The sequence below is a fragment of the Variovorax sp. VaC1 genome (assembly GCF_043658315.1).
In the GTDB taxonomy this organism is placed as follows: domain Bacteria; phylum Pseudomonadota; class Gammaproteobacteria; order Burkholderiales; family Burkholderiaceae_C; genus Variovorax.
In genome coordinates this window covers 234601-251817 of sequence record NZ_JBIGLT010000004.1, presented here as the reverse complement: position 1 = coordinate 251817, position 17217 = coordinate 234601, and the positions used below count along the sequence as shown (strand labels likewise).

Genomic DNA, 17217 nt, shown 5'->3' with positions numbered 1-17217 from the left:
TCATCCATTTTTCAATCAACAAACGGTTCACCCATGGCAGCAGTGATTTGCGGTTCCCTCGCGTTCGACACCATCATGACTTTCGAGGGCCGGTTCGCCGACCAGATTCTTCCGGACCAGCTGCACATCCTCAACGTGTCGTTCCTGGTGCCGACCTTGCGGCGCGACTTCGGTGGTTGCGCCGGCAACATCGCCTACAGCCTCAACGCACTGGGCGGCACGGCCCTGCCGATGGCCACGCTGGGCACCGACGGTGCGGACTACCTCGAGCGCATGCGCACGCTGGGCATCAGCACGGAGTTCGTGCGCCAGCTCGAAGGCACGTTCACCGCGCAGGCGATGATCATGAGCGACACCGACAACAACCAGATCACCGCCTTCCACCCCGGTGCGATGCAGCAGGCGCACGTGACGCAAGTGGCGGCGCGTGAAGACATCAAGCTCGGCATCATCGCGCCCGATGGCCGCGAGGCGATGCTGCAGCACGCGGAGCAGTTCGCCGCCGCGGGCATTCCCTTCGTGTTCGATCCGGGCCAGGGCCTGCCGATGTTCGACGGCGAGGCGCTCAAGCATTTCGTCGAGCTCGCGAGCTGGGTCGTGGTGAACGACTACGAAGGCAAGATGCTGTCGCAACGCACCGGCTGGAGCCTGGCCGAGATTTCGAAGCGCGTGCGTGGCCTCGTGGTCACGCTGGCGGCCGAGGGCTGCGAAGTCTGGATCGACGGCGAGCGTGAGCACGTGCCTGGTGTGGTGGCCACCGAAGTGGTCGAGCCCACTGGCTGCGGCGACGCGTGGCGTGGCGCGCTGCTGTTCGGTCTGGAAAAGGAATGGCCGCTCGCGCAATGCGCGGCACTCGGCAATCGCATCGGCGCGCTCAAGATCGCGCAGCGCGGACCGCAGAACTACCAGGTCGACCGCAAGGCCTTGGGCCTGTAATCGAGAGCCGGTTCGCCGGCTTGCGTGGCGCCGCTTCGGCGCCAATAAAAAAGCCCGACACCGTGAGGTGCCGGGCTTTGCGCCTTCAAGGCCGCTGAGAAACTCAGGGCTTGCTGGCCGTCGGGAACGGCCATGCTGCCTGGGGATTCAGCGTCGTTTGCGCCGCGGGAGCGGGCGCTACGGCTGCCTTGGCGGGCGCTGCAGCCTTGGCTGCCTTCTTTGCTGCGGGCTTCTTGGCCGCAGCAGCAGGCTTGGCGGCAGCGGCAGGCTTGGCAGCGGGCTTTTTCGCGGCTTTCTTGGCCGCAGCCTTTTTCGCAGGCGCCTTCTTGGCAGCAGCCTTCTTCGCAGGCGCCTTCTTGGCGGCGGCCTTCTTGGCAGGAGCCTTCTTCGCAGCGGCCTTCTTGGCCGGTGCCTTCTTCGCTACGGCCTTCTTCGCCGGAGCCTTCTTGGCAGCGGCCTTCTTTGCCGGAGCTGCCTTCTTGGCGGCTACCTTCTTCGCAGGCGCCTTCTTGGCGGCTACCTTCTTCGCTGCGACCTTCTTGGCCGGAGCCTTCTTCGCAGCTACCTTCTTGGCGGGAGCCTTCTTAGCGGCCACGACCTTCTTTGCCGGAGCCTTCTTTGCAGCGGCTTTCTTAGCCGGCGCTTTCTTTGCAGTTGCCATTTCTATTTCTCCTTGATCAAGTTGAAAAAATCAACCTATTGAAGCACTCCACGCACGTTGGGAGCGTGAAGCGATTCATGGCGTTGGAATCTGAGCCCCAGCACCATGAACACCTGAGCCCTCGTCCATGCCGCGCTCTCTGGCGCGATCGGTGGCAAGGGCAATTCTTGAATTCATTAATTCTTGTCGAAAGATTCAATCCCAGGAGAGCGCACCACCCGACTGGTACTCGATCACGCGGGTTTCGAAAAAGTTGCGCTCTTTCTTCAGGTCAATCATTTCGCTCATCCAGGGGAACGGGTTTTCTTCGTTCGGGAAGAGCGTTTCGAGGCCGATCTGCTGTGCACGCCGGTTGGCAATGTAGCGCAGGTAGCCCTTGAACATGGAGGCGTTCATGCCGAGCACGCCACGTGGCATGGTGTCTTCGGCGTATTTGTACTCGAGCTCGACGGCCTTCATGAAGAGGTCCTTGATCTCTGCCTTGAACTCGGGAGTCCAGAGGCCGGGATTTTCGAGCTTGAGCTGGTTGATCAGGTCGATGCCGAAATTGCAGTGCATCGACTCGTCGCGCAGGATGTACTGGTACTGCTCGGCGGCGCCGGTCATCTTGTTCTGGCGGCCCAGCGCGAGGATCTGCGTGAAGCCGACGTAGAAGAACAGGCCCTCCATCAGGCAGGCGAACACGATGAGCGACTTGAGCAGGGTCTGATCGGTCTCGTGCGTACCGGTCTTGAAGAGCGGGTCGCTGATGGCGTCGATGAACGGAATCAGGAACTGGTCCTTCTCGCGGATCGACGGCACTTCGTTGTAGGCGTTGAAGATCTCGCTTTCGTCCAGGCCGAGCGACTCGACGATGTACTGGTACGCGTGCGTGTGGATCGCTTCCTCGAAGGCTTGGCGCAGCAGGAACTGGCGGCATTCGGGCGCCGTGATGTGGCGGTAGGTGCCCAGCACGATGTTGTTGGCGGCCAGCGAGTCGGCGGTCACGAAGAAGCCGAGGTTGCGCTTGACGATGCGGCGCTCGTCTTCGGTCAGGCCGTTCGGGTCTTTCCAGAGCGCGATGTCGCGCGTCATGTTCACTTCCTGCGGCATCCAGTGGTTGGCGCAGGTGGCGAGGTATTTTTCCCAAGCCCACTTGTACTTGAACGGCACCAGCTGATTGACGTCGGTCTGGCCGTTGATGATGCGCTTGTCGGAAGCCTTGACGCGTTGCGCCAGGACGGGGGCGGAAGCGACCTGACGCAGCGGCGCAGAGGCGCCGTCATCGAACGTGCGCAGTGCTGGTTGTGCAATCGACGAAGTCGGAGCATCCACCGAACGGCCTGCGGGCAAACCGCTGGTCGATGCGCTGTGGTGCTGCAATCCTTGTTGCATATCCTTTGGTAAGGAGGGCTTGACTTCTTCGTCCCAGGTCAACATAGAAAAATCCAATGCTCAAATTATCGGAGTAACGATGTGAGTTGCAAAGTGCTCGTTCACATCGCACGCCATTTATGTGGTTGTTATGTTGCTCGCATGCATCGCGCGATGTCGGCCGATGCCTTCATTGAATGAACGTCGAGCGGTTTTCTTGCATGCACCTCGCTGATTCGCTGAAGCGTCGAGCGCGTGTTCAAACGGCGCTCGACGCTTCTTCACTTGCACATCACTGGCAGGCTTCGCAGGTCGGATCGTCCACACCGCAGAACGCGATGTCGGTGGCAGGCATTGCGCTCATCTGTGCCTTTGCTGCAGCAGCGGCGGCTTCGAGTGCGCTCATGCCCGAAGGTGCGTCGTTGCCCGACGACACCGCGTTGAGACGGCCCGACTGCACCGTCGATTTTTCGGCGTGCGTCGCGCTCTGCGTGCGCAGGTAGTAGGTGGTCTTCAGGCCACGCAGCCATGCGAGCTTGTAGGTGTCGTCGAGCTTCTTGCCCGATGCGCCGGCCATGTAGATGTTCAGCGACTGCGCCTGGTCGATCCACTTCTGGCGACGCGCGGCGGCTTCGACCAGCCACGTCGTCTCGACTTCGAACGCGGTGGCGTAGAGCGCCTTCACGTCCTGCGGCACGCGGTCGATGGGGCGCAGCGAACCGTCGAAGTGCTTCAGGTCCATCACCATCACGTCGTCCCACAGGCCCAGGCGCTTGAGGTCGCGCACCAGGTAGTGGTTGATCACGGTGAATTCGCCCGACAGGTTCGACTTGACCGACAGGTTGCCGAAGCAGGGTTCGATCGACGCGTCGACACCGATGATGTTCGAGATGGTCGCGGTCGGAGCGATCGCCACGCAGTTCGAATTGCGCATGCCGTCGGCCTTGATCTTCGAGCGCAGCGCGTCCCAGTCGAGGGTGGCCGAGCGGTCGACCTCGACGTAGCCGCCGCGTGCCTTCTCGAGCAGGTCGAGCGAGTCGATCGGCAGGATGCCCTTGTCCCACAGCGAGCCCTTGTAGCTCGAGTACTTGCCGCGTTCGCGCGCCAGCTCGGTCGAAGCCCAGTAGGCGTGATAGCAGATCGCTTCCATCGATTCGTCGGCGAACTGCACGGCTTCCTGCGAAGCGTAGGGAATGCGCAGTTCGTACAGCGCGTCCTGGAAGCCCATCAGGCCCAGGCCGACCGGACGGTGGCGCAGGTTCGAGTCGCGCGCCTTCTTCACGGCGTAGTAGTTGATGTCGATCACGTTGTCGAGCATGCGCATCGCGGTCGAGATCGTCTTCTTGAGCTTGGCCTGGTCGACCTTGCCGTCCTTCAGATGCTGCAGCAGGTTCACCGAGCCGAGGTTGCACACGGCGGTTTCGGTGTCGCTGGTGTTCAGCGTGATCTCGGTGCACAGGTTCGACGAATGAACCACGCCGGCGTGCTGCTGCGGCGAGCGCACGTTGCAGGCGTCCTTGAACGTGATCCAGGGGTGGCCGGTCTCGAACAGCATCGTGAGCATCTTGCGCCACAGGTCGGTCGCCTGGAGCGTGCGCGCGGGTTTGATCTCGCCGCGGGCGGCCTTCTCTTCGTAGGCGACGTAGGCCTTCTCGAAGTCGGCGCCGAACAGGTCGTGCAGGTCAGGCACGTTGGAGGGCGAGAACAGCGTCCAGGTGCCCTTTTCCATCACGCGGCGCATGAACAGGTCGGGAATCCAGTTGGCGGTGTTCATGTCGTGCGTGCGGCGGCGATCGTCGCCGGTGTTCTTGCGCAGCTCCAGGAACTCCTCGATGTCGAGGTGCCAGGTTTCCAGGTACGTGCAGACGGCGCCCTTGCGCTTGCCGCCCTGGTTCACGGCCACGGCCGTGTCGTTCACCACCTTCAGGAACGGCACCACGCCTTGCGATTCGCCGTTGGTGCCCTTGATGTGGCTGCCGAGCGCGCGCACGCGGGTCCAGTCGTTGCCCAGGCCGCCGGCGAACTTCGAGAGCAGTGCGTTTTCCTTGATCGACTCGTAGATGCCGTCCAGGTCGTCGGGCACGGTCGTCAGGTAGCAGCTCGACAGCTGCGAGCGCAGCGTGCCGGCGTTGAACAGGGTGGGCGTGCTCGACATGAAGTCGAACGACGACAGCACTTCATAGAACTCGATGGCGCGGGCTTCGCGGTCGATTTCGTTCAGCGACAGGCCCATGGCCACGCGCATGAAGAAAGCCTGCGGCAGCTCGATGCGGGTCTTGCGCACGTGCAGGAAGTAACGGTCGTACAGGGTCTGCAGGCCAAGGTAGTCGAACTGGTTGTCGCGCTCGGCCTTCAGCGCCGCGCCCAGGCGGGGCAGGTCGTACTGCAGCAGCTTTTCATCGAGCAGCTCGTTCTCGACGCCCTTCTTGATGAACTGCGGGAAGTAGTCGGCGTAGGCGGTGGCGCGGTCGACCGGCATCACTTCGCGGCCGATGATCTCCTTGAAGATCGTGTGCAGCAGCAGGCGCGCGGTGGCGAAGGTGTAGTCGGGGTCTTTCTCGATCAGCGTGCGGGCGGCCAGGATCGACGCCTTGTAGACCTCGTCGAGCGGCACGCCGTCGTACAGGTTGCGCATCGTCTCGGCGACGATCGGCGCGGCCGTGATGCTCTCGCCCAGGTTTTCGCAGGCCGACTCGATCAGGCCCTTGAGCTCGTTCAGGTCGAGCGCGACGAGCTCGCCGTTGTCCAGCACATGCAGTGCGGGCGCGGCCGGCGTTTCCTGCTCGACTTGCCTGGAGCGCTCTTGCGTGCGGCGTTCGCGGTACAGCACGTACGCGCGGGCGATTTCGTGGTGGCCGCCGCGCATCAGGCCGAGCTCGACCTGGTCCTGCACGTCTTCGATGTGGAAGGTGCCGCCGCCCGGACGCGAGCGCACCATGGCGCGGATCACGCCTTGCGTGAGGGTGTCGACGGTCTCGCGCACGCTGGCCGAAGCCGCGCCCTGGGTGCCGTGCACGGCCAGGAAGGCCTTCATCATCGCGATGGCGATCTTGTTCGGCTCGAAGGGAACGACGGCGCCGTTGCGGCGGATGATCTGGTAGTGCGCCAGGTTCTGGCCGGTGGGGGAGCCAGCAGTGTCTCGCTGCTGCTGCGGTGGCGTCGAGGGAACGGCACGCGGGGTCGATGGGGTGTTCAGGGCTGTTTGCATTCGCTTCCTCTCGGTTGGCAATTCTTGTTGGATGGCGACGCCTTGGCCGGGCGTCGCGCCGACATTGAGCGTCGGACGGAAGACACTATATCTAGGGTGTAGAGGGGCTACAACCCACTAGATGTAGCGTTTTCCTCTGGATACAACCATGACTCGTATTCCTTTCGGCATAGGACACGGCCAGCGATGCCGCATCAATACTGATTCATGGTCGCGCAACCCGCATGGGGCTTGGCTCGCAGCCCGATTTAGGCCTGCAGGGCGCATGGTTGCTCGATCGAGCGGTCGCAATTCTCGCATTGATGCGACGCAAGATCGGCGCATCGCGGGCCGTCGGCCGATTGAAAAAATTAGCGCTGCGCCACCTGCTCGGGAAACATTCGTGGATTCCAGCCGAGATGTTCGCGCAGCAGGCGCCAGTCGAAACCGCTGCCGGGGTCCTGCTTGCGGCCCGGCGCGATGTGCTCGTGGCCGGCGATGTACGCGATGGCGTAGTGCTGCGCGATGGCGGCGCAGAGGCTCGCGAGCGTCTCGTATTGCGGTGCCTCGAAGTGCTCGCCTTCGAGGCCTTCGAGCTCGATGCCGATCGAGTCGTCGTTGCAGTTGCCGCGCCCGCGCCACGACGACACGCCGGCATGCCAGGCGCGGTCGTCGCAACTCACGAACTGCCAGAGCTCGCCATTGCGGCGCACATAGAAATGCGAGGACACTTCGAGCCCGCGAATGCCCTGGAAGTAAGGGTGCGCGTCCCAGTCGAGCTGGTTTGTAAAGAGCTGCTGCACCGCGTCGCCGCCGTATTCGCCGGGCGGCAGGCTGATCGAGTGCAGCACGATCAGGTCGGTCTGCGCGCCGGCGGGGCGGGGTCCGAAATTCGGTGAACGCAGCGCCTTGGCGAAGCGGTACCAGCCGGCCTGCCAGAGGCCGCTGTCGGTAGCGTTGTCAGTCGTCGGCATGGCTGCTGGCGCCATCGTCGCCGCTCGGCGTGGTGATGCCCAACCGGGCGATGCGGTAGCGGATCTGCCGCAGGCTCATGCCGAGCCGCGAGGCTGCGGCGGTGCGGTTGAAGCCGCTTTCATGCAGTGCGCGCACGAGGATCTCGCGTTCCTGCTGGTCGAGGTAGGCCTGCAGGTCGGATGGCAGCGGCGGCGGCGCGGGGCGAACGGGCTCTGCGATGGCAACCGGCGCAGGCACCGGCGCGGCAGGCGGATCGCCGGCAAACGACAGTGGTGCAGGCGCCGTGGACGCGGCTTCCGCAGCGGCTGCCGCAGCCGTGGCCGCCGCACCCATCAGGTCGAGATGCAGTTCGTCGCCGTCGTTGAGCGCGACCGCGCGATGCAGCAGGTTTTCGAGTTCGCGCACGTTGCCGTCGAGCGGATGCAGTGCCAGCCGGCGCAGCAGCTCGCTCGACAGGTGCGGCACCGGCAGGCCGCCGTCTTGCGCGATGCGGGAGAGCAGGGCGGCGCACAGCGCGGGCAGGTCTTCGCGGCGGTCGCGCAGCGCGGGCACCGCGATCTCGATCACGTTGAGGCGATAGAAAAGGTCTTGCCTGAAGCGCGCGGCCTGCACCTCGGCATGCAGATCCTTGTGCGTGGCGCTCACGATGCGCACGTCGACCGCGTCTTCCTGCGTCGAACCGATCGAGCGCACGCTGCGCTCCTGGATGGCGCGCAGCAGCTTCGACTGCATGGCCAGCGGCAGGTCGCCGATTTCGTCGAGGAACAGCGTGCCGCCGCGCGCGGCCTGGAAGTAGCCATCACGGTCTTGCGCGGAGCCGGTGTACGAGCCCTTCTTGGCGCCGAAGAATTCGGCTTCGAGCAGGTTCTCGGGAATCGCGCCGCAGTTCACCGCGACGAAGGGTCCTTCGCTGCGCTGGCTGCAGGCATGCACCGCGCGCGCCACCAGTTCCTTGCCGGTGCCCGATTCGCCGCGCACCAGCACCGGGGCCATGCCGCGCGCCACTTTCGCGATGCGTGACTTGACGAGGCGCATGGGTTCCGAATCGCCCACCAGCCGGTCGAGCGCGGCGACACCGCTGCCGGAGGTCACCAGCGGTGCCTCGCTGCTGGTTGGCGCTGTTTGGGCAGGCCGGGCCGGCGGTTGCGGTGTCAGTCGCGCCTGCACGGCGGAGGCGACGACGGCGCGGAACTGCTTCAGGTCGACGGGTTTCGTGAGGTAGTCGAAGGCCCCGGCCTTCAGTGCCTCGACCGCGTTCTCGGCCGAGCCGTAGGCGGTCATCACCACGCAGCGTTCGCTGCGCTGGTCTTTCTGGATGCGATGGATGATTTCCATGCCCTGCCCGTCGGGCAACCGCATGTCGGTGATCACCGCGTCGAAGCGGCTGGCCTCCAGGTGCTGCCAGGCTTCGGACACGCTGCCCGCGGCCTCGACGCGGTAGCCCTCGCGCAGCAGCGTCAGTTCGTAAAGCGTGCGCAGATCGGGTTCGTCGTCGATGACCAGGATCTGCGCGGGGCGCTGGGTGGAGGGGGGCGGGGTGCTCACGGCGCTATTGTGTCAGCCGGTTTTCGCTGGCGGCGAAGCTGACGAAGAATTCGTTGCCCTCGGGGCCGCCCGGCACGAGCGCGCGCCGTTCGTAGCCGATGGTGGCGCCGTGGCGCCGGCACAGTTCGCGGCACAGGAACAGGCCGAGCCCGCTCGAGCGGCTCTCGGACGAGAAGAAGGGCTCGAACAGGTGTCGCTTCACCGCGGGTTCCAGCGGCGCGCCGTCGCTCCAGACCATCAGGCTGGGTCGCTGGGTGGTGCCGCGATGCAGCGACGTCAGCACCTGGATCGAGCCCTCACGCTTGCCGGCATAGCGCGCGGCGTTGTCGAGCAGGTTGACCATCAGGCGGCGCAGATGTTCGGCGTCGAAGCGCACGTCGCTTTGTGGGGCATCGAGCGCGATGAGCACGCCCTGGCGCTGCGTCTGGCGCACCCATTCGTCGGCCAGCACCTGCACCGCCGGGTCGAGCACCAGTTGCTCGCCGAGCGAGAGCACGCGTTGCTGGCGCGCCCGCGAGACATCGAGCACGTCGTCCACGATGCGGGCGAGCCGCTGGGCGTTGTGCTGCACCATGCTTGTGAGCTTGCGGTGCGCGGGGTCGGTCAGGTCTTCGGCGAGCAGCGCGCTGGCCTGCGTGATGGCGGCCAGCGGGTTGCGGATCTCGTGCGCGACGGCAGCCGACATGCGGCCCATCGCGGCCAGCTTTTCGGTGCGGATGCGGGCTTCGAGTTCGCGCAAGTCCTGCAGGAACATCACGCACAGGCTGTCGACGTGCCGGTCGCTGGTGGGCGTGAGCCGGGTGCGCACGCGCACCTCGCGCGCCGCGCCGCGTGCCTGCGCCACCGGAATTTCTTCGGACTGCGGCGTCCGGCGCGCGAAGGTCTGGCGCGCCAAGGCGGCCAGCGCGTGCCAGGCCGGCTGCGCATGCAGTGCGAACGGCAACGGCAGCTTCGACAGACCCTGCCCCAGGATCGCATCGGCCGCCGGGTTGGCCGCGTGCACCAGGCCCTCGGCATCGATCACCAGCACGCCTTCGCTCAGCGTCTCGATCACCAGGTCGTTGACCTGGGCCTGCATCTGCGCGCTGCTGCGGTTGCGCTGTGCCACGGCTTCCTCGCGCGTCAGACGGCGGGCCAGTTCGTGGGCGAGCAGGGCCACCACGAAGAGGCCGGTGCCCGTGAGCGCCGCCTGCACGAAACGCCCGGAAGAATCGACCGGCTGCTGCAGCCAGTGCCAGCCCGCATCGGCCAGCAGCAGCAGCGTGACGCTGGCCGTGGTGCCCAGGCTCACGGTCATCGTGCCGAGCACCGCGCTCATGAGCACCGGCAGCGCGAACAGCGGCGTGTAGTTGACGCTGCCGCCCTGGATCATCTGCAGCGAGGTGAAGGCGGCGAGGTCCACGCCGATGGTCAGCAGCCAGAGCGGGGTGAAGCCGCGGATCGGGGGCACGAAGCGCGTGTAGCGCATGCCCAGCCAGCAGGCGATGAGGTAGCTGGCCGAGATCGCGATGGCCGCCGGCTGCATCGCCTGCCCGAGCGCGAAGGCCACGCACTGCAGCAGCACCAGCACCAGCGCGATGAAGCAGCGCGCGACCATGAAGCCGCGCCACAGCCGTTGCAGGGCTGTGCTTTCGCCGCGGCCTTTTTCGAGCACGTCCCAGTCGGTGACCGGCTCGCCGCGCGACCAGAGAGGGGCGCTCATGAGAGGCGGTGCGCGATCAGCCCGGCGCCGCGCCGGCCTGGCGGTGCGCGACGCTGCAATAGACCGTGCCGCCGGGGCCGGCGATCGCGTCGGTTGCGGGCAGATGCAGGCCGCAATGGGCGCAACGCACCATCGCCTGCGGTGGGCCGACCGCGGGCGCGCCGGGCGGCCGCTGCGCTTTGGCCGCGCGTTCGCGTTGCGCGTCGCGCATTTCCTCGCGGCGGTTCTTGCGCCAGAGCCAGATCGCGACCCAGAGCACGGCGAGGACGAGGAGGTACTTCATACGGGAGGACGCGCCAGCACCACTTCGAGCACGAAGCGCGAGCCCACGTAGGCCAGCAGCAGCAGGGCCGAGCCGGCGTACAGCACGCGCCGCGCCGTGCGGCCGCGCCAGCCGAAGCGCGCGCGCCCGATCAGCAGGACCGCGAACGTGACCCAGGCGAGCACCGAGAACGTCGTCTTGTGGTCCCACTTCCAGGCACGGCCCGCGGCGCCGTACAACTGCTCGGTGAACAGCAGGCCGGCAAGCAGCGTGGCCGACAGCAGCACGAAGCCCGCGGTCACGAAGCGGAAAGTCAGGCGCTCGAGCGTGAGCAACGGCACACCGCCTTCGGGAGGCGAGCCGCTGGCAAGTCGGATCTGCTTTTCGGCCCGGGTGATCAGCCAGGCGTGGACGACGGCCGCGCCGAACAGCCCATAGGAGGCGATGCCCAGCGCAAGGTGCAGGGGCAGCCATGGCGAAGCGGTGACGTGCAGCGGCGTGCCGGGAAACAGGATGGCCAGCAGCACGGCGGCCGCCCCGAGCCAGGCGAGCGCGCGCCGCACCTTCAGTTGCGGATACATGCGGCTTTCGACCGCGTAGACAGTGAGCACCAGCCAGGCCGTGACCGAGAGCGCGGGCGCAAAACCGAAGCGCGGCTCGCTGCCGATCAGTCCGTGCGCCAGCACCGCCGCATGCAAAAGCCATGCAATTCCGAGGGCCCACTGGGTGGTCTGGCGACTCAGCCGGGCGCCCGCGGCGGCGGCAAAACCGTAGGCCGCCGCAGTGGCGATGCCCAGCGCCACGCCGAGTGGGGAGGGGATCGCTAAAATCATCGCTGGAGTTTATCTCCCCCAGGCTTGCGCACTTCGTGTCGCAGCGCCAACCCCCTCACCGGGGGCGACACCTGAGGCCCGGCAAAGCCGGTTCCTCGGTGCCTCCCGAAGGGGCAGTAAACGGCCGATCTCAGGTTCACGACTCTCCAATGACCCGCTGCGGCGGGCAGCAAGGCATCTCTTTCATGGCCACCGCCCTCACAGAAAAGTTCTCCCGCCTCGTCAAGACGATGAGCGGCCAGGCGCGCATCACCGAAAGCAACGTGCAGGACATGCTGCGCGAAGTGCGCATGGCGCTGCTGGAAGCCGACGTGGCGCTGCCCGTGGTGCGCGACTTCGTCGCCCGCGTGAAGGAAAAGTCGCTGGGCCAGGAAGTGCTGGGCTCGCTCAAGCCGGGCCAGGCGCTGGTCGGCATCGTCAACCGCGAGCTCGCCGCCACCATGGGCGAAGGCGTCTCGGACATCAACCTCGCGGCCCAGCCGCCGGCGGTGATCCTGATGGCGGGCCTGCAGGGCGCCGGCAAGACCACCACCACCGCCAAGCTGGCCAAGCACCTGATCGAGAAGCGCAAGAAGAAGGTGCTGACGGTGTCGGGCGACGTGTACCGGCCGGCCGCCATCGAGCAGCTCAAGACCGTGACCAAGCAGGCCGGCGCCGAGTGGTTCCCGAGCACGCCCGACCAGAAGCCGCTGGACATCGCACGGGCCGCGCTCGACCACGCCAAGCGCCACTATTTCGACGTGCTGCTGGTCGACACGGCCGGCCGGTTGGCCATCGACGAAGTGCTGATGACCGAAATCAAGCAGCTGCATGCGGCGCTCGATCCGGTCGAAACCCTGTTCGTGGTCGATGCCATGCAGGGCCAGGACGCGATCAATACCGCCAAGGCCTTCAAGGAGGCGCTGCCCCTCACCGGCATCATCCTGACCAAGACCGACGGCGACTCGCGCGGCGGCGCGGCGCTGTCGGTGCGGCAAGTCACGGGCGTGCCGATCAAGTTCGCCGGCGTGAGCGAGAAGATCGACGGCCTCGAAGTGTTCGATGCCGAGCGCCATGCAGGCCGCATCCTGGGCATGGGCGACATCGTCGCGCTGGTCGAGCAGGTCACGGCCGGCGTCGACGTGGCGGCGGCGCAGAAGCTGGCGGCCAAGGTCAAGAGCGGCGCGGGCTTCGACCTCAACGACTTCCTGGGCCAGCTGCAGCAGATGAAGCAGATGGGCGGCCTCTCCAGCCTGATGGACAAGCTGCCCGCGCAGATGGCCGCCAAGGCGACCGAAGCCGACATGACCCGCGCCGAGCGCGACATCCGCCGCAAGGAAGGGATCATCAACAGCATGACGCCGCTGGAGCGCCGCAAGCCCGAACTGTTGAAGGCCACGCGCAAGCGCCGCATCGCGGCCGGTGCCGGCGTGCAGGTTCAGGAAGTGAACCGCCTGCTCAACGAGTTCGAGCAGATGCAGGGAATGATGAAGAAGATGAAGGGCGGCGGCCTCATGAAGATGATGAAGCGCATGGGCGGCATGAAGGGAATGGGTGGCCCCGGCGGCCCGAAGCTGCCGTTCTAACTCCGCATATATAAATAGAGATAGAGACAGAAGCCCGCCGGGGGATGCCCCGGCGGGCTTCGTCGTTTTCATCAGCTCTGCACGTCGTAGACCGTCTCGTGCGCTTCGACCGGTGCCGGCAGCTCCCAGCGGTGCAGCATCCGCTCGATGCCCGCGTTCGACAGCGTGGTGTCGCGCTCGCGGTTGCGGCGCATCAACTCGGCATGCGGCACTTCCAGGTACACCAGCTCGATCTGCGCGTGGTACGCCCAGAGCAGGTCCAGTGTCTTGGTGCGCATCTGCTGGCTCAGGTGCGTCGCGTTCCAGACGAAACGCTCCTGCTTGCGCAGCAGCGCCTTGGCCTGATCGACCGCGTGGTGCGCGGCGAGGCCATCGTTCTCGCCGTGCTTCAGGCCCAGCTCGGTGCGCGCATCGTCGAAGGACACCACCGGCCAGCCCTTGCGATGCTGCGCCACCCAGTGGTTCTTGCCGCTCGCGGGCAGGCCGCACATCACCGTCACCCGCGAGCCCGGCGTCTGGAACAACGGGTAGTCGGGGCTGGTGTCGGCGCCGCGGAAGTAGGCCAGGCGCGTGTGCGCGTCGGCCATCTTTCGCGGGCCATCCCAGCAGCCTTCTTCCTGCGCCAGCTGCTCGAAGAGCGCGATGTCGGCCATGCTGTCCGCGCGCTTTTCGTAGTGGCGGCCCAGCATGTCGCAGCGCGCGACGCAGCACAGGTCGGGCAGGCTCAACTCCCACGAGAGCTTGTGCACCAGCCATTCGGGCCGCACGCCCTTGCGCGAGGCAAAGGCGTGGAACGGCACCTGGTGCACGGCGATGATCCGGCAGACGGCCTCGCGCAATGCGAAGGGCACGCGGGCCTTCCACATCAGCACGCGCACGTCGACCGAACCGCGCCGCGAATGGCCCGGCTGGCCGATGCGGCCACTGGCCTCGTCGATCACCGTGGTGTCGGGCTTGGCGATGTCGTGCAGCAGGCAGGCCATGAACAGCACGAAGCGGCCGTCGGCATCGGCGCGCTGGTAGTGCGCGTCCTGCATCAACGCATCGAGCACCATGCGCGTGTGGATGCCGACGTTGCCCTCGGCGTGGTAGTACGGGTCTTGCGGCGTTTCTTCGAGACGCAGCAATTCCGGCAGCAGCTCGCAGCACTGCGCCCAGTCATGGCCTTGCGCGGGCGAGGGAACCAGCGCGCGCAGATCGTCTTCGGTCATCGCGGCCTCCTTGTAGTTGTCGTCAGCGCTGCGGGGTCGCGCAGTGTGTGCAGGCCCAGGTCTTCCCAGCGCAGGCTCGGCGTCGGCGCATAGAGGTCGACGCCCGGCGCGAGCTGGTTGGGCAGCACGGGCCGGCGGCTGTGGTGCGAGCCCGAGTCGAGGATGGTCTGCACGAAATCCGGTCGCACCCACTTGTAGCGGCCTGTCACCTCGCCGTTCGACTCGGTCTTGATGTACAGGCCCTCGGCGAGGTCCGACAGGTCGGTCTGCTGGCGCACGAGATCGAGCGGTTGGCCTTCGTGCGCCACCGCCTGCTCGAAGGCCGTCAGCCAGCCGGTGCTGCGCGCGAGCGAAGGCCGCACCAGCGTGCGCAACGCCTTCGCGTGGATCGGCATCTCGCCCTCGTAGAGCACGGGCACCGACATGACCGGGCCGCCGGCAAGCAGCGCATGCCGCGCGGGCGTCGACAGGAAGCGCTGCGCCTGCCGGTCGTAGATGTCGAACTCCAGGAAGAAGGCCGGCAGCCGGTCGTACCAGCAACTGTGCTTGGCAAAGCACCACTCGCCGTACATCACGTACCGGTCTTCGAGCCGCTCCAGCAGCGCGGCTTCGTGTGCCGCGGCCCAGTGCTTGAACAGGTTGAACTGGCGCTCGCCCGCGCCGCCCGCGAGGTAGTGGCCGCGCGACTGCAGCAGCAGTTCGCCCGCGGAGGTGAAGGAAACGGCCGCGTTGGCGCCATCGAGTTTTTCCTCGATGACGGCATGCTGGCCGTGCAGCGCAGACAACGGCGTCTGGCCGTCGTCGCTGTCGCCGGCCTGCAGGCGCGAGCCTTCCAGATGCGCAGTACGCGGGTACTTGAGCAGCGGAATCGACGAAAGAGAAGAAGAGAGAGGGAACACGTTGTTCTCCAGATGCAAATCAGGAAGAACCGACAACGTGCGGGAGCGAAGCTGGGAAAGAGGGTCGACTTCGTCGGCCATGAAGGCCGTGTCTGGTCAGCGGGGAACGCAGCTTGGCGCCCGACATGACCAGTGAAGTGGTGTTGTCGGCGTCAGAGAGTGATGACGGCGAATCGGGGCACTTGGCGCTCCAGGGGATCGAGGGATCCGTGGGTTGAAAAAGAAGTGCGCGATTCTAGCCACGCACGGTCGGGCTGGGTCAATGGGCGCAAAAACTTGCAACCCGAAACGTCTGGAAGGCCGCTTGCACGGCAGGGCGCCAGCGCAAGGCAGGCGCTTCGCAGTCGCCTACAACTCGACCAGCACGGTTCCGAAGTACCGCCCGCGCGCGACCTCCTGCAAGGCTTCGGGCGCCTGCGCGATGCCCTTGAGCAGCACATGCGGAAACACGATGCGGCCCGACCGCAGCCAGACGCCGAACTGGCGGTTCCATTCGGCGCGCGCATCCGGGTCGTCGTCGGCGCTGTATCCACGCATCGTGATCTTCTTCAGCAGGAGCTGGACCGAGTCGAGCTCGACCGGTGCGGTCCTGCCCGCGCCGTGGCTTGCCAGTTGCCCGGACAAGGTGCCGACGATCACGAAGCGTGCGTTCTCGTGCGCCACGGCGACGGCCGCCTGCAACTGCTCGCCTCCCACGTTGTCGAGCAGAACATCGATGCCATCGGGCGCCGCGGCCTTCAGTTGATCGACGATCGGCGCGGCGCCACGGATCACGGCGGCGTCATAGCCCAGTTCGTTGGTCAGCCGGTCCGCCTTCTCCAACGAGCCCGTGCTGCCGATGACCCGGCCGGCGCCCAGCAGGCGGGCGATCTGGCCAGCCATCGACCCGATGGCGCCAGCGGCGCTGGTCACGAACACCGTGTCCCCCGGCCGGATCTGCACGCCGCGCGTCAGTGCTGCGTAGGCGGTCCAGCCGTGCGCAAGATGGGCCTCGGGCATCGGCAGTTCTTCGTGGTCCAGGCGCGTGCAGTTGAGGGCGGGCACGGCGGCGTATTCGCGCCAGCCCTGGACGTGCATCACGAGGTCGCCCGGCGCAAGGCCGCTGCCTTCGGGCGCCGAGATCACTTCTCCCATGGCCTCGCCGCCCAGCGCGTCGCCCGGGTTCAGCGCCGGGAACGGGATGCCTTCGACGTTCTCCGCGCCCTCGCTGATCATCATGCGCAACGACGCCGAGACGCGGACGCAGCGGTTGCGGATCAGCACGTCGCCGCTGGCCGGAGCGGGGCACGGAACTTCGACGATCTCGAAATCTTCCGCGCGGGGAAGGCTGCGGGGCTTGGTCTTCAGCCGGATTTCGCGGCTGCTGTGCGGCAGTGATGACATGAACGGCGTCCTGCAAAAATGTGAGCTTCGTGTTCATATTTTTTGATGGAGGGCGCTGCCATGTCTACTCGCATTGCCGCAATGGGCCAGACGATGCGCAAAGCACCGAAGCAAGCGCGTTCCCGCGCCACGGTGGATGCCATCGTCGAGGCCGGGACTCAGGTTTTGGGGCGGCGGGGCTGGGCCGGATTCACGACCAACGAGGTCGCGGAGGCGGCGGGCGTGAGCATCGGCTCGCTCTATCAATACTTTCCCAACAAGCTGTCGCTGATCGAAGCCCTCAGGCGCCGTCATTTCGACGACGTCCTCGGTGTGTTGCAGGCCGCGAGCGAAGACGGAAGGCCGCTGGAAGAAAGCGTCGGTTCGCTGGTCCAGGGCATGCTGGCCGTTCACGGCTCGCACCCGGCGCTTCATCGGGCGCTTCTCGAAGAGACGCCGCGCAGCGAAGAGACCCGATCGGCCCACGATGCGTTCGATGCGCAGTACCTGCAGCACTACAAGGCGATCGTCGCGACGCATCGAACGCGCCGCGGCGCCAGGCGCAACGACATCGCCGCGCAGGTGGTCTCCGCGGCGATCGAGGGCGTCGTGCACCACGCGGCGCTGAACGGCCTGCTCGACTCGCCAGCGTTGAAGAAGGAGTTGGTTTTGCTGGTCTGCGCCTACGTGCGCGCACCATGAAAAAAGCCGGCCCAGGGGCCGGCT

General features: G+C 66.2%; 14 protein-coding genes. 3 read left to right on the top strand and 11 right to left on the bottom strand.

From position 1 onward, the window contains the following. The first annotated feature begins 33 nt into the window (after positions 1 to 33). The gene (locus ACGLHS_RS18025) at positions 34 to 936 is read left to right on the top strand and encodes a carbohydrate kinase family protein (RefSeq protein ID WP_093244979.1); all 903 of its coding nucleotides are present in this window, start codon (positions 34 to 36) and stop codon (positions 934 to 936) included. A gap of 103 nt (positions 937 to 1039) precedes the next feature. Here ACGLHS_RS18025 and ACGLHS_RS18020 read toward each other — a convergent pair whose 3' ends face one another. From ACGLHS_RS18020 to ACGLHS_RS17985, 8 genes are all read right to left on the bottom strand, one after another. After that, positions 1040 to 1597, bottom strand: a complete 558-nt coding sequence (locus ACGLHS_RS18020; protein ID WP_093244981.1) for a histone H1-like DNA-binding protein — start codon at positions 1595 to 1597, stop codon at positions 1040 to 1042. A 195-nt stretch (positions 1598 to 1792) separates the two neighbouring features. Then, positions 1793 to 3016, bottom strand: coding sequence for a ribonucleotide-diphosphate reductase subunit beta (locus ACGLHS_RS18015; RefSeq protein ID WP_394481863.1), 1224 nt, complete (start codon positions 3014 to 3016; stop codon positions 1793 to 1795). 226 nt (positions 3017 to 3242) lie between these two features. Next, positions 3243 to 6158: a ribonucleoside-diphosphate reductase subunit alpha gene (locus ACGLHS_RS18010; RefSeq protein ID WP_093244986.1), complete on the bottom strand. Its 2916-nt coding sequence runs from the start codon at positions 6156 to 6158 to the stop codon at positions 3243 to 3245. A 350-nt stretch (positions 6159 to 6508) separates the two neighbouring features. Beyond that, complete coding sequence (gene ampD, locus ACGLHS_RS18005; RefSeq protein WP_394481860.1) at positions 6509 to 7111, bottom strand: 1,6-anhydro-N-acetylmuramyl-L-alanine amidase AmpD; 603 nt, start codon at positions 7109 to 7111, stop codon at positions 6509 to 6511. Then, a complete protein-coding gene (locus ACGLHS_RS18000) occupies positions 7098 to 8657 on the bottom strand; it encodes a sigma-54-dependent transcriptional regulator (RefSeq protein WP_394481858.1) in 1560 nt (519 codons plus the stop codon). Before ACGLHS_RS18000 ends, ampD begins: the two co-directional genes overlap by 14 nt. Before the next feature lie 4 nt (positions 8658 to 8661). After that, positions 8662 to 10359 (bottom strand): nitrogen regulation protein NR(II), encoded by a 1698-nt coding sequence (locus tag ACGLHS_RS17995; protein ID WP_394481856.1) that lies wholly within the window; start codon positions 10357 to 10359, stop codon positions 8662 to 8664. Positions 10360 to 10375: 16 nt separating this feature from the next. Next, positions 10376 to 10642, bottom strand: coding sequence for a PP0621 family protein (locus ACGLHS_RS17990; RefSeq protein WP_394481854.1), 267 nt, complete (start codon positions 10640 to 10642; stop codon positions 10376 to 10378). Continuing rightward, positions 10639 to 11454 (bottom strand): inner membrane protein YpjD, encoded by an 816-nt coding sequence (locus ACGLHS_RS17985; protein WP_093244999.1) that lies wholly within the window; start codon positions 11452 to 11454, stop codon positions 10639 to 10641. Before ACGLHS_RS17985 ends, ACGLHS_RS17990 begins: the two co-directional genes overlap by 4 nt. 185 nt (positions 11455 to 11639) lie before the next feature. On the opposite strand from ACGLHS_RS17985, the gene ffh reads away from it, so the two are divergent. Then, the gene (gene ffh / locus ACGLHS_RS17980) at positions 11640 to 13019 is read left to right on the top strand and encodes a signal recognition particle protein (protein WP_394481851.1); all 1380 of its coding nucleotides are present in this window, start codon (positions 11640 to 11642) and stop codon (positions 13017 to 13019) included. A 71-nt stretch (positions 13020 to 13090) separates the two neighbouring features. On the opposite strand, the gene ACGLHS_RS17975 is transcribed toward ffh, so the two are convergent. From ACGLHS_RS17975 to ACGLHS_RS17965, 3 genes are all read right to left on the bottom strand, one after another. Next, positions 13091 to 14230 carry an AAA family ATPase gene (locus ACGLHS_RS17975; protein ID WP_394481849.1) on the bottom strand — a complete coding sequence of 380 codons (1140 nt, stop codon included), beginning with the start codon at positions 14228 to 14230 and terminating at the stop codon, positions 13091 to 13093. Continuing rightward, complete coding sequence (locus tag ACGLHS_RS17970; protein WP_394481846.1) at positions 14227 to 15129, bottom strand: RNA ligase family protein; 903 nt, start codon at positions 15127 to 15129, stop codon at positions 14227 to 14229. The genes ACGLHS_RS17975 and ACGLHS_RS17970 overlap by 4 nt, the downstream gene beginning before the upstream one ends. Positions 15130 to 15477: 348 nt before the next feature. After that, complete coding sequence (locus ACGLHS_RS17965; RefSeq protein ID WP_394481844.1) at positions 15478 to 16512, bottom strand: MDR family NADP-dependent oxidoreductase; 1035 nt, start codon at positions 16510 to 16512, stop codon at positions 15478 to 15480. A gap of 60 nt (positions 16513 to 16572) precedes the next feature. Between ACGLHS_RS17965 and ACGLHS_RS17960 the strand changes: the two genes are divergently transcribed. Further along, positions 16573 to 17193 (top strand): TetR/AcrR family transcriptional regulator, encoded by a 621-nt coding sequence (locus ACGLHS_RS17960; protein ID WP_394481842.1) that lies wholly within the window; start codon positions 16573 to 16575, stop codon positions 17191 to 17193. Positions 17194 to 17217 lie beyond the last annotated feature (24 nt).